The sequence below is a fragment of the Flavobacterium magnesitis genome (genome assembly GCF_041729735.1).
GTDB lineage: Bacteria > Bacteroidota > Bacteroidia > Flavobacteriales > Flavobacteriaceae > Flavobacterium > Flavobacterium magnesitis.
Map to the genome: position 1 here is coordinate 1 of NZ_JBCFQK010000003.1, position 14,332 is coordinate 14,332.

General features: G+C 34.3%; 6 protein-coding genes. All 6 read left to right on the top strand.

Annotated features, from left to right (window positions below; all coding sequences use genetic code 11):
- Positions 1 to 279 precede the first annotated feature (279 nt).
- Positions 280 to 3,483 (top strand): SusC/RagA family TonB-linked outer membrane protein, encoded by a 3,204-nt coding sequence (locus tag AAGV33_RS02985; protein ID WP_373390462.1) that lies wholly within the window; start codon positions 280 to 282, stop codon positions 3,481 to 3,483.
- Between the two features lie 17 nt (positions 3,484 to 3,500).
- Positions 3,501 to 5,279 carry a RagB/SusD family nutrient uptake outer membrane protein gene (locus tag AAGV33_RS02990; protein WP_373390464.1) on the top strand — a complete coding sequence of 593 codons (1,779 nt, stop codon included), beginning with the start codon at positions 3,501 to 3,503 and terminating at the stop codon, positions 5,277 to 5,279.
- Between the two features lie 25 nt (positions 5,280 to 5,304).
- Positions 5,305 to 6,474, top strand: coding sequence for an IPT/TIG domain-containing protein (locus AAGV33_RS02995; RefSeq protein ID WP_373390466.1), 1,170 nt, complete (start codon positions 5,305 to 5,307; stop codon positions 6,472 to 6,474).
- 84 nt (positions 6,475 to 6,558) lie between these two features.
- Positions 6,559 to 7,830 carry an alginate lyase family protein gene (locus tag AAGV33_RS03000; RefSeq protein WP_373390468.1) on the top strand — a complete coding sequence of 424 codons (1,272 nt, stop codon included), beginning with the start codon at positions 6,559 to 6,561 and terminating at the stop codon, positions 7,828 to 7,830.
- Between the two features lie 94 nt (positions 7,831 to 7,924).
- Positions 7,925 to 9,331, top strand: coding sequence for a glycosyl hydrolase family 28 protein (locus AAGV33_RS03005; protein ID WP_373390469.1), 1,407 nt, complete (start codon positions 7,925 to 7,927; stop codon positions 9,329 to 9,331).
- A 469-nt stretch (positions 9,332 to 9,800) separates the two neighbouring features.
- Complete coding sequence (locus AAGV33_RS03010; protein WP_373390470.1) at positions 9,801 to 14,084, top strand: DUF4979 domain-containing protein; 4,284 nt, start codon at positions 9,801 to 9,803, stop codon at positions 14,082 to 14,084.
- Positions 14,085 to 14,332: the final 248 nt, after the last annotated feature.

Below are 14,332 nucleotides of genomic sequence, written 5' to 3' on the forward strand. Positions count from 1 at the left end.
TTTTTGGGGGGGTTATATTAAAATGGTCTATAAGTTATACTCTTTGAACGATGTGTTATAGTGATGATTTTCTATAATATTTAATATTGTATCAGTATTATTTCGTGATGTAATAATAAAACCAATTTAAAATTATGACCATCTAAATTATTAACCTAAAAAACTATTAAATGTGAAATTAAAAAAAACATAAATTTTATTATCAATCTATACTTAACATAGAATATAACGAAAACAAAAAAACTAACTAAATTAATTAACAACAAAAACAAATTCATTATGAGAATAAATGTTTTGAATAAAACCGAATTATGGAACAGACTTAGAGCTTCTTTGGTGATGTCTTTTCTTGTTTGCGTTTCTTCCCAATCCTTTGCTGCAAATGATGGGGTATTCAACGCTTCAAAAAAAGCTGTACTAAAAGAAGCTGAACAACAAATAACAATAAAAGGAAAAGTAACTTCTGCCGAAGATAATATGGGGCTTCCGGGTGTAAATGTAGTTGTTAAAGGAAGTACACAAGGAGTTATGACTGATATTGATGGAAATTTCTCTATTAGTGTTCCTTCTGATAAATCTGTTTTGGTATTCAGTTACCTAGGGTTTCAAAATCAAGAAATCTCGGTAGCAGGAAAAGCGGTATTGAATGTAATAATGGTTTCAGATTCTAAATCCTTAGAAGAAGTAGTAGTTGTAGCCTATGGAACACAAAAGAAAATGACAGCGACAGGATCTATTGAAACTGTTACTGCTAAATCTTTTCAGGATAGAGCTGTTACAAATCCAGCTTTGGCTTTACAAGGACAAACTCCTGGATTGGTGGTTACAAGAAATTCATCCAGACCAGGAAGAGAAGGTCTTAATTTACAAATTAGGGGGGCAACTTCTATTAATGGTGGTTCTCCACTTATTGTAATTGATGGGAATCCAGCAATCAACAATGAAGCTTTTTATAACATGAATCCAGATGATATTCAGTCGGTTACTGTATTAAAAGATGCGTCAGCAGCGCTTTACGGATCACGAGCATCCAATGGAGTTATTATGGTAACTACTAAGAAAGGGAAATCTGGAAAAATGAAAATTGATCTTGCTACCACAACAAGGATAAATACATTAGGAATTAGACCTCAAACTCCTACTATGCAACAGTATGCAACAGTATGGCTAGAAGCTGCAGAACAAGATGGTGTAAATGCTAATTACTGGGGATGGCAGTCTAAAGAAAATTTAGAGTTGATGAAGACGGGCTATGCAGGAATATATCCAACACAATTTTGGGGTAATGTATACATCTCTAACTCTCCAAGATATGATGAGATGTTTGGTAATTCAGTTTCAACATTTCATACTGGAAGTATATCGGGGGGGACTGAAAATACAAATTACCGAGTTTCCTATGGGTATTCTGAAGATTTGGGTGCGCTTCAAACTGCTTATGATGGAAAAAAACAATATAACGTAAGATTAAATTATGATTATAAAGTAAATGATTGGCTTAAGTTAGAAACGAATATGTCTTATTTAAAGTATGATCTTTCTTCACCTTCTTCTGGTTTAGACGGTTCGGTATCACAAGACCCTCCATTTTTCCCATCCAGAAATCCTTATGGACAATGGTATGCTAACTTTAATATAGCAGGAAATAGAAATCACGTTGCAGCTACAGTTGATGGAGGTAGAGATAATACTACCAGAGATCAAATCATGATGAATTTAGCAGCTACTTTTAAATTATATGATGGTTTAACTTTTCAAACTAAGGTAGCTTACAATAAAGATTTTTTCAATAATCTTAATTATGTTATCACAGTTCCTCAGTATAACTGGTATGGTGATTTAGCACCTGAATCGGTTAATTCAGTTTCTTCAATAAGACAGGAAGAGAAGCAAATAACGTATCAAAATTATGGTGGATTTTTAAATTATGATAAAGAATTTGGAAATCATAATTTCTCAGCTCTTTTAGGAATAACAGCTGAAAAAACAGAAGACACCAGATTGTATGGTTATAGATTAGGTTTCATTGATAACGGAATATATGATATTAACATGGGGTCTATTGAAAATAAGGTAGAAGCAACAGGAGGTAGAGGGCATAATGGCTTGTATTCTTATTTAGCACGATTTAACTATTCTTTTAAGAATAAATATATACTTGAAGTTAGTGGAAGACGTGATGGATCTTCTAAGTTTGGACCAGGGAACAAGTGGAGTAATTTTGGTGGAGCACAAGCAGGATGGGTTGTTACTGAGGAAAGTTTCATGAAAAACATTAAGCCTTTAAGCTTTTTAAAATTTACAACAAGTTATAGTGAAATGGGATCTCAGTCAGGAATAAGCAATTATAGTTACGTCTCTAACATTAGCAATGGTAGTGCTATTTTTGGCACAACAGCGGCACAACAGGCGGCAAGCTGGGTAAATGGGATTACTTCAAATGATAATATGTGGGAACGTGTAGTAATGAAAAATTACGCTGTAGATTACAGCTTATTTAATAGAAAACTATTTGGAAAATTTGAACATTTTACTAAAAAGAATGTTGGAATGTTGACGAATATAATTTATCCAGATATTTTGGGTGGTACTGCACCAAAAACGAATGCAGGTGAACTTGAAACTAAAGGATGGGAAGCCACTTTAGGGTATAGAGGTCAAATAGGACAAGTAAAATACAGTATTTCGGCTAATATGGGGGATACTAGAAATATTTTGCTTAAAAAAGAAAATGCTGAAGCAATTACTCAAGGAGTTGTTGATGGAACTGTTAACCATCCTCATGTTATAGGTCATCCTTTGACTGCAATTTTTTTATACGAAACAGACGGGTTTTTCCAAACACAGGCTGAAGTAGATGCTTACTATGCAGCTAATGACAATGCTACACTTCCTACTGGATTAAATGCATTACGCTCTGGAGATACTAAAAGAGTAGATTTGAATAATGACGGAATAATAGATGTAAAAGATGTGAAATTTATGGGAGATACCGCTGCACATTATGTGTATGGTATTAACCTGAGTGCGAACTATCGTAATTTTGATATTTCAACATTCTTTCAAGGAGTTTTAGAACAAAATGTGCTTAGAACAGGTTTCTTATCGCATCCATTTAATACATTATATGGTAGTCAAACTACTGCTTTTATTGGGAAAACCTGGACGCCTACAAATATTGATGCAGCTTATCCAAGAATGACAGCTAATACAACAAGAGCAGCATGGAACTGGCAAAATAACGATTTTGCTTTGCAAGACAATCAATATATAAGATTAAAATCGCTAATAGTAGGTTATACTTTAAATGACTTGAAAATTGGCAATTTTGGGTTGGATAAGTTTAGAGTTTATTTTTCAGGAAATGATTTGTTTGAATTTTCAAAAGTTAAAGATGGATACGATCCTGAATTTGGAGATAGTTCAAATAATATCTATCCATTTACAAGAACCTTTTCTTTAGGATTAAATGTTTCCTTTTAATTATTAAAACGACTAATATGAAAAATATAGTAACAACATTAGTACTGTCTTCAGTATTATTATTTACAAGCTGTCAGAGTGATTATTTAGATTTAGATCCTCTAGATACGCAAACAGAGGCTTCTTATTTTAAAACTCCTGCAAACTTTAAGGCTGCTTCTAATGATTTTTATAACAAAATGGTGAGCTGGAGAGCCGTTGATGGTAGTAATATATACAACTTCATGGATTTTGGTACTGATTTAACCTCTTTTACTCAAGAAGAAGGAAGAGGAAATACAGTAGAAGCTGTATCTGATATATATTGGAGAAATCCATATAAATATATTAGAGCCAATAATATATTATTAAATGCAGCAGCACAATATCAAGGGGATAAAGCTGCAATTGCACAGTATGTTGCAGCAGCAAAATTCTTTAGAGCTTGGCATCATTTCTTTTTGTTAAAAAGATACGGTGGAGTGCCTATTGTAACCACTGTAGTAGATATTAATGACGAGGTGTTATACGGAAAACGCAACAGTCGTTATGAAGTGATGAACCAAATTTTAACTGATTTAACAGAAGCAATTCCTGATTTACCAATAGAACAAAACATTTCAGCAGCAGATAAAGGTCATGTTAGTAAATGGGCAGCTGAGGCTTTTAAAGCCAGAGTATTATTGTATGAGGCTACTTGGGAAAAATATGTAGGTACTACTACTGATGGAGATGGGATTACAACAGGTGCAGGAAGTGAAGGAGCTGCAGCAAATACCACTGCTTATTTAGAAGAGGTAATTACATTAGCTAAAGATGTAATGAGTAATGGTGGTTACCAATTATGGAATTATAATTCACAGCTAAATAACTTTAGTATGTATTATTTGTTTAACCTTGAAGATGCGGGTTCTAATCCTGCAGGTTTGGATAAATCAACTAACAAAGAGTTTATTCTTTACAATAAATATGATTTTGGTTTATTACAAGCAGGAACAAACTTAAGCCATACTGTAGGTTCAAGATTAGCTCCGTCTAGAAAATTTATGGATATGTTTCTTTGTACTGACGGTTTACCAGTAGATAAATCGCCTTTGTTTCAAGGATATGTAAAAGTAGGGGATGAGTATAGAAATCGTGATTACCGATTAACATCTTATTTTGTTGATTTAGCTACCGATGCAATCCCCGTTTCAGGAGCTATAAAATTATTTGGCCCTGGAGGAGATAGTGGTTCTGGTTATGCTAATAGAAAATTTAGAGCTTATAAATATGGTACTTACAGAGCCGCTAATACAGAATCAGCAGATTATCCACAAATTAGATTGGCTGAGGTGTATCTAATGTATGCAGAAGCTTTGTATGAGTTAAATGGAACAATTACGGATGCTCAATTAAATGAGTCCGTTAATTTAATAAGACAAAGAGCAGGTCTTCCAGCTTTGACTAATGCTTTTGTAACGGCTAATAATTTGAATATGTTAGACGAAATTAGAAGAGAAAGAGCTATTGAATTGTTTGGTGAAAATAGCCGTTATGATGATTTAAAAAGATGGGGTATCGCTGAGCAGGTATTAAATGAACCAATTTTAGGATCGGTTATTCAAGGGACTGACTATCAAGGTAACGCAGCTATTTACAAACCAGCTTCTTATCCTCATGGAGAACTTTCAGTGGCTACAGGAAAAGGGAATTTGAATGCTTTATTACTAGATCCGGCAGCAAATAGAAATTTTCAACGTACACATTATTTATTTCCTGTGTCAACAACACAACAGCAATTAAATCCTAAGTTGTTACAAAATCCAGGCTATTAATTAGTAACCTTTAAAATTATACAAAATGAATCATATTGTAAAAAATAAAATAAAAGCTGTAGTAGTACTATTTAGTATGCTGCTAATGGCTTCTTGTAGTGATCAGGAAAAAGATTTTACAGGAGAACCTCTGGTTACTTATCCAGCTGTAACAGTAAACTCTGTTTCGCCTTCAGTAGGAACTTCTGGAAATATTATTACTTTGACAGGAACTAATTTTGGAGAATATCAACAAGCTGCTAAAATCTATTTTAACGGTGTTCTTGTAGATGAAATTTTAAGTTACACTGATACTTCGGTTACTGTTAGAGTACCTCAAAACGCAGGTACAGGACCTATCACAGTTAATGTATGGACAAATACAGCTACAACTGCTGATTTCGAATACTCAACAGGCGCTACCATTACTTCTGTTTCACCCACTTCTGGTAATGTAGGTGATCAAATAGTGATTACTGGACAAGGTTTTGGTACTGATGCATCAAAAGTGAGTGTTAAATTCTCTGATGGATTGGTTAAAGATGCTTTTACAGGAAGTGTTGTTTCTGTTTCTAATACGCAAATTGCAGTATTAATTCCTAAAGGAGCAGTTACAGGAAAAGTAAGAGTGTGGTTAGAAAATCAAATTATTACCGGACCAGAACTTACTGTGATAGCACCACCCAAAGGGAAGTATATTTTTGAATTTGACGATCCAACAGATTCTCAATGGCTACCAGCCCAAAATGCAACATCTAAAATTGAAGATGGAAAACTAAAAGTAACTTTTGATCCTGTTCAATTAGGAACTTCTGCAAGTAAACGTCGTGCCGATTTATACTATATTATCAATAGTGTTTTCCCTTCTCCTGGTGGAGCTGCAAAAACAAAATGGGTACAATCTCCTGCTTATCCTATTCTTGCTATGAAAATTACTTTTACAGGTACTGGAGCAGTTAAACCAGGAACGGGTAATATAGTATTAGATCCTGCCGTTGCTGGAGGAATTAGTGTGGGTAATAATAAATACAAAACAGATTATGTTGCTCAAAATGTGATTTACTATGATTTGTCTGCTGATTATTTAGCTGATACTGAATTGGCAACAAGACAGTTCAAAATAGCGGATATAGTAGGTTCTGAAACAGGATATGAAGTAGATTGGATACGTACATTTAAAAATAAAGCAGAACTTCAGGTATTCCTTGGTTTGTAATGATAAGTAATTTATAGACCAAGAATAGTATCTCTATTCTTGGTCTATTATTAGAAAATGAAAACACTTCTAAAAATATAAAAAATGATAAATACAAAAATAGCAATCGCAATAATTAGTTCTTTGTCTTTTATTGCCTGCACTTACGAATATGGATTACCAGAAAAAAAGGTAGAGGAAGTTGCTGTAATAGAAGATATTACTGTGCCTGCAAATAAAGTTTTTGCTCATCCAGGATTACTACATTCTCAAGCCGATTTTGACAGAATGAAAACAAAGGTTGATAATCAGGTAGATCCATGGATTTCAGGGTATAATAAAATGATTTCTAATAGCCATGCTTCTGCTACTTATGTGATGAAAGGCCCTGTAGTCACTCTTATTAGAGGAGGAGGTTCAAGAGAAGAACCTTTACCAGATAATTATTCAACAGCTATGGAAGATGCTCATGCCGCTTATTTAACAGCCATTCGTTGGAAAATTACAGGTGATGTAGCTTATGCTAACAAATCTATCCAAATTTTGAATGCTTGGGCCGCTACTTGTACTTCTATCAGTGGTGATTCTAATAAAGCATTAGGTGCAGGAATTTATGGATATCAGTTTGCAAATGCTGCTGAAATCATGCGTGATTATTCAGGTTGGAATGCTACTGATTTAGCCAAATTTAAAAAATGGATGTTGGATGTATTTTATCCGGTAAATAAAGAATTTTTAGATACGCATTGGAATGCTTGCAGTACGCATTATTGGGCTAACTGGGATCTGTGTAATTTAGCTTCTATGATGTCAATAGCGGTATTGAATGATGATGTACCAAAGTACAGCTACGTAATTAACTATTTGATGAAAGGAGTAGGAAATGGTCAATTGATAAAAGCCATTAACCACATCCATACTAAAACAGCAAATGATGATATTGATTTGGGACAAATTCAAGAAAGTGGTCGTGATCAGGGACATACTTTGATGGTTATTGGTTTACTAGGTTCGATTGCTCAAATGGGTAAAACTCAAGGTTTAGATATCTATGGTTATAATGATAATATGATATTGAAAGGAGCTGAATATGTGGCTAAATACAATGCTGCAAGATTAAGTGTACCATTTAAAACATACACTAACTGTGCTAATGTAACGCATACTACAGCAGCTGATGATGCTGGGAGAAGCCAAATCAGACCAGTATGGGAAAGAATTTTTAATCATTATACAAAAGGGAAAGGAATCACAGCTCGTTATATAAAAACGGCTAAAGATGTAGGTTACCCTGAAGGAGGAAGTGGTGATCTAAATCCTAATAGTGGAGGATATGATGATCTAGGTTTTGGGACTTTATTGTATAGTGTAGAGTAAACTTGTAGCAATATGATTTCACTTACCCATTGATATAATTAGTTTGAAAATTATATCAATGGGTTTATTTTTAATTATTTTAATGTAGATAATAATGAAAAGCATTAATAAAACTTTTTTTACTTTTTTAGGATTAGTGATGTTTTGGCAGTTATCGGCTCAAGAATTAATCACTTACAACACACCTGGAGGGTATCAATATTCGGCACATAATGATGATTTTACCGTTTTGGTAAGAACCCCAAAAGGGGAATGGAAAGATTTATTTGAATACAATGTTGAGGTAGATTTAGATACTAAGTCAATTGCCTCAATGACCTATTTTGATTTTTCTGGGGAAGTAGAGGTAATGGTTAAAAAAAATAATGGTTTGATAAATCGGGTTAACATTCGTCCGGCAATTTCAGGGATACAGCCAAAAGTAAACGGAAATACCATTACTTTTTCTTTAGACAAACCTTCTAAATTATCCATTGAAATTGATGGTGATAGGTTACATAATTTGCATCTTTTCGCCAATGCCATAGAGAAAGATAAACCAAATCCTAAAGATCCTAATGTAATTTACTTTGGTCCGGGTATACATCAGCCTAATGATCAACCTGGAGATGTTTATCATATTCCTTCGGGAAAAACAGTATATATTGATGGTGGAGCTATCGTTAAGGCAAAATTTTTAGTAAATAATGCTAATGATGTAACTATTAGAGGAAGAGGGATTGTTATGCAACCAGAACGAGGAGTAGAAATAAGGCATTCAAAAAACGTAACGGTTGACGGTGTTATTTTTATTAACCCATCTCATTATACGATCTATGGAGGTCAAAGTACTGATGTACTCATTCGGAATATTAAATCTTTTAGCAGCAAAGGTTGGAGTGATGGTATCGATTTAATGTCTTGCTCCAATGTAGAAATTGATGATGTATTTATGAGGAATTCGGACGATTGTATTGCTATTTATGGACACCGTTGGGATTTTTATGGAGATGCTAAAAATTATTTGATACATAATTCAATTTTATGGGCTGATGTAGCTCACCCTACTAATATTGGACTGCATGGAAATGCTGAAGGTGCTCCTGAAGTAATTGAAAACATAACCTTTTCTAATATTGATATTCTAGAGCATGATGAAGACGATCGTAATTATCAGGGCTGTTTAGCTATCAGTGCCAGTGATAATAACTTGGTGAAAAATATTCGTTATGAAAACATTCGAATTGATGATATTCAAGAAGGACAGCTGTTTAATTTTAGAGTCTATTTTAATGAAAAATACAGTAATGCTCCGGGGCGAGGTATTCAAGATTTAGTTTTGAGAGATATAAGCTATAATGGTCGTTCAGTAAATTCATCTTTAATAGAAGGCTTTTCAAAAGATAGACTTATACAAAATGTTGAAATTGAGAATTTCAAAATTAAAGGAGAAGTTATTCAAAAGGACAAAGACAATAATTATATTATAAAAGATTTTGTCCAAAATATTAACCTTAAATAAGGTAAGAGTACAATTTATCTAAACCATTACCAATGTTTATACACCAAGATTGCGTTTTATCAAGTGCAGTCTTGGTTTTTTTTTAGAATTATTGGAGAGTTTATTTCTGTTGTAAATGGTTTTAATTGAGTGTTTTACAGTGAAAAAATAAATTGTAAAATTTAACTGTGTTTTTAATCAAATAAATTTAAAAATGGGTGATAGTTTATGCAAAATGGTTGATAATTAGTATTCAGGGAGAATTCGTGTAGGTATTTTTGATTATAGATAAATAAAGAGAACTGAATTCTATAATCAAATAAAAATGCCTATGAGTAAACAAAAAAACTAAACTTGAGTGATATGCCATTCCTATTGATTGCATATCAAAATGAGATGATTAAAAACAAATTCAATTCAAAGACAATGAGTTGGATAATAACCAAAACCAGAAAATATAAATTATGAATTTATATTTAAAAAACAACCTATGAAAAAATTTAATATTATAAATATTGACAAAAACTTTACTTTACTCCAGCCTGTTGAGATTGTTGCTATAGCTGAAACAGTGTATGAAAAATTATACCGTTTGTTCAATTTTGCTACAGTAGCCATTCTGTTATTGCTTTTTTCATTTATAAAAGCTGAAGCTCAAACCGGATTGATAAATGATGATTTTGCTACCGGAGCAACCTACAACTGGGTTCCTGCAACAGCAGGATCTACCGGACAAATTGTAAATGGAAAATACAATGTGAACTTTCCGGCAGCATCGGGAGGAAAATACCGTGCTGACTTTAAAAAAAACGGAGGCATAACTTTTCATGCTGGAAGTTACCCTATCATTGCCATTAAGATAAACAAACCACCGCGTTGTAATTATTTTTTTGATACTAATTTAGGATCTTATAATGGGGTTAATAACAATGGGACCAAAATTGTTACGGATAGTGGTAATGTCTTTTATTGGGATCTTTCAACCGGTAAATTAGGTAGCACTACGCTTTCAACTTCTCAGGCAACTACACTAACTTCATTCCAATTTAAAATTGCCGATATTGTCTTGACAGATGAAGAAATTGCAGCAAATAAAACTAATTATCAGGTAGATTGGATCAAGAGTTTTGCTTCGGTAGATGCACTGCGTACTTTTTTAAATCCTTCCGGAACAACTAATCCCCAATTTGAATTTAGTGGTACTTTTGTTCATCCCGGTTTACTTCATAATGCAACCGACCTTAACAGAATTAAGGATTTAGTAGCTCAACAGTCTGGTCGCCCGTATCAGAGTTATCAGGCTTTGGTTGCGTCAGGAAAAGCTTCTGCAACTTATACAATGAAAGGACCTTATACTGCTCTTACAAGAGATCCTTCTATCACAGTTGGCGGTGTAGCTGGAGGAACAGTTAAAAATAATGTAGAAAGTGATTTCTTAGCAGCCTATTACAATGCGCTGATGTATAAAATTAATGGTAATGAGGCACACGCTTTAAAAGCCATTCAGATATTGGATGCTTATTCTGCGACAACAACATCAATCATTGGCGGTGATGCTGAGTTAAATGGCTTATATGGATTTATACTGGTTAATGCGGCTGAGATTATGCGTTCGGTTTACCCTTCATGGCCGGTAGCCAAAGTTTTGCAGTGTCAAAATATGCTGAAGTCGGTTTTTTATCCTGTAATAGGGAATTTTAGGCCTTGTGCTCATGGTAATTGGGACATCATTTGTATGAAAGCCTTAATGGGAATTGCCGTTTTTACCGAAGATGTTACCATGTTCAATAAAACAATAAACTACTATTATTACGGAGAAGGTAATGGAAGTATTAAAAACTATGTACTTACCGATGCAGGTCAATTACAGGAAAGTAATCGAGATCAGCCTCATACGATGCTGGCTTTAGGTTCTCTTGCTGAATTGGCAGAAATGGCATTGAAACAAGGTGTGGATTTATACTCTGCTAATAATAATGCTATTATGAGAGGTTACGAATACACTTCTCAATATAATTTAGGACAGGATGTTCCTTATCAAACCAGTTATGATTATTGCGAAAAAAATTACCAGGACTATACTCCAACCGCTATTTCTGCAAATGGTCGTGGTCAATTAAGACCTGTGTTTGAAATTGCTTATAATCATTATGTGTATCGAAAAGGTTTGACCATGCCTCAAACAATGGCTGTATTAGGAAGAATGGGAGCTGAAGGAGCTCCTGTTGGAGCGGATAACCCGGGTTATGGATCTTTATTGTTTTATTTGAATTCGTCCAATGATTATCCATTTGTAAATCAGGGATTAATTGATGATAATTTTACCACTTCAACAGGAACGTGGAAAGCGGTAAATACTGGATCAGTTGCTACTGCTGAAGACGGGCAATTAAAGATTACTACAGTAATTCAATCGAATGGAAAAGGAAGGGGAGATATGCAGAATAACATTACAACGGTTCATCCTGGTAATTATCCAATTTTAGCCATTAAGATGAAGAAGCCTGTTAGTTGCAATTTTACTTTTGATACTAACTTAGGCAGCTATGGAAATGCTGCTAACAAATGGACCGGAAAAGTAGGAGAGGAGATTTATTATTATGATCTTTCTAAAACAGGTTTTGGTGCAACACCTACCATGTTGTCAGCTACTGCTGCTGCTACATTTTCAACTTTTCAATTTAAAGTAGCCGATATTGCCTCTGGTGAAACAAGTTATACTGTTGATTGGGTTAAAACGGTTAAAACAGTAGCAGAGCTTACAGCCTTTGATCCTGTAACTGGTCTGATTAATGATAATTTTTCGACAACAACAGATGGATGGAGCGTTGCTACCAGTGGTGCTAATTCCTTTGCCGATAACGGCCATTTACGGGTAGGACTTGCTAAACAAACCAACGGATCTTATCGTGGAGATATCAAACGTACCGCTGGTGCAACATTGTATCCTGCCAATTATCCTATTGTAGCCATTAAATTGAAAAAGCCAATAGTTGCCAATATTATTTTAGATTCTAATTTAGGTTCTTTCGGTAATGGTAGTAACAAATGGACAGGCAAAGTGGGGAATGATATTTATTACTTTGATCTTTCTAAAACGGGTTTTGGTTCAAGTGGTATATTAACTACTCCAACCGCTTTAACAACTTTTCAATTTAAAATAGCTGATATTACATCAGGCGAAACTGATTATCAGGTGGATTGGGTTAAAACCGTGAAAAATGTTGCCGAGTTACAGGCCTTGGTTGCTCCGGCTTATCAAACAATAACTTTTGCTGCTATAGATGTTATGAAAGTGGGAATGGCCGATTTTGGCTCAGCTGTATCCAGCTCGGGATTGCCAGTAACTTTGTCAAGCTCTAATTCAGCTGTAGCAACTATAGTAAATGGAAAAATGCATATTGCAGGAGCGGGAACTTCCGAGATTTCAGCTACCCAGGTCGGAGATGCTAATTATTATGCTGCCGACGTTGTAAAACGAAATCTTGTTGTGGTTAAAAACGATCAGAATATTATGTTTAATAGCTTATCAGCAAAAACAATAGGGGATGCAGATTTTGATGGTGGTGCTATTGCAAGTTCAGGATTATTAGTGAATTATACCAGTTCTAATCCGGCTGTAGCAACTATTGTTGATGGAAAAATACATCTTGTTGGAGCTGGAACAGCAACAATTACAGCTTCACAGACAGGAAATGAAATCTACAATGCTGCAATTTCAGTTACACAACCGCTAACTGTAAATAAGACATTTTATGTAGATGCAGATAAGGATGGTTTTGGATCAACTATAACTGCTTTGCTTGCTGTTAATGATGCTCCTGAAGGATATGCTACTAACAATACCGACTGTAATGATAACGATGCGACTGTTCATCAGCCAATTCAATATTATGTAGATGCTGATAAGGATGGATTTGGTTCAACTACAACGGTAATGTTATGTTCATCAATAGCACCTGAAGGATATGCAATTAATAATACTGATTGTGATGATACTAAAATATTGTATGCTGATGATGATGGTGACGGACTCGGAGCTGGATTTCCAACTGCTTGCGGTGTAGAAAACAATAATGACTGTGATGACACTAATCCGGTTCAATTGACCGCAACGATTCCTGATGTGTATGCGCTTAATTCGGCGGTAGATGAGAAGAATACTATTTATATTGGTTATGGAACCCCGTCGCTTACTATTGCTGCAACTCCATCCGGAGGTACAGCACCTTATACATATCAATGGAATGTAAGTACAAACCAAAACAAGCAAAGTGTTTCAGTGTCAGCAGCGGGAACCTATACTGTGGTAATAACTGATGCTAAAGATTGTCAGACAACAGCTTCTATTGTTATTAAAACACTCAATGTACAATGTGGCAATTCGGGTGACAAAGTGATGGTTTGCCATAATAACCAAGCAATTTGTGTGAGTTCAAGCTCAGTTCAGGCACATTTGAATCACGGAGATAAGTTAGGTTCATGCACAGTTGCCGGTAAACAAACCAGTAAAAATTTAATTACTGATGAAGATATAACAGAAGCTGTTGTAGTTTACCCTAATCCTGTTAGTAGTGATTTGAATATAAAAGTAAACGAAGTGCATACTGCTGCAAAATTAGAGTTGTTCAATGCCTTAGGAATTAAGCTTCGTTCTCAAGCTTTGATAAATACTTTGGAAGTGATGTCTTTGGAAGGATTAGCTACGGGAATTTATTCATTGTATATTACAAATGGAACTGAAATTACCGTGAAGAAAATTATTAAAGAATAACGTTATTTATTAAGTTATAAGCCGGCTACTTTTTTACAGAGTAGCCGGCTTTATTATTTATAGAAATTGATTTTTTAAAATAATGATTTGTTGAATTTTGTTAAGATTATGTATTTAATATAAAAAGGCAACAAAACAGAGGGTTTTCGATTGTTTATGGTTTATAATTTATAGAAAATGAACCATAATTTATCTTTAAAAACAGAGATTCTTAGTAATATTGAAAAACGGTTCAAGCTGTTTTATCC

Excerpts from the sequence above, each read along its gene's own strand:
- AAGV33_RS02990 (WP_373390464.1), top strand. The coding sequence starts at position 3,501 with ATGAAAAATATAGTAACAACATTAGTACTGTCTTCAGTATTATTATTT.
- AAGV33_RS03000 (WP_373390468.1), top strand. The coding sequence starts at position 6,559 with ATGATAAATACAAAAATAGCAATCGCAATAATTAGTTCTTTGTCTTTT.
- AAGV33_RS03010 (WP_373390470.1), top strand. The coding sequence starts at position 9,801 with ATGAAAAAATTTAATATTATAAATATTGACAAAAACTTTACTTTACTC.
- AAGV33_RS02995 (WP_373390466.1), top strand. The coding sequence starts at position 5,305 with ATGAATCATATTGTAAAAAATAAAATAAAAGCTGTAGTAGTACTATTT.
- AAGV33_RS02985 (WP_373390462.1), top strand. The coding sequence starts at position 280 with ATGAGAATAAATGTTTTGAATAAAACCGAATTATGGAACAGACTTAGA.
- AAGV33_RS03005 (WP_373390469.1), top strand. The coding sequence starts at position 7,925 with ATGAAAAGCATTAATAAAACTTTTTTTACTTTTTTAGGATTAGTGATG.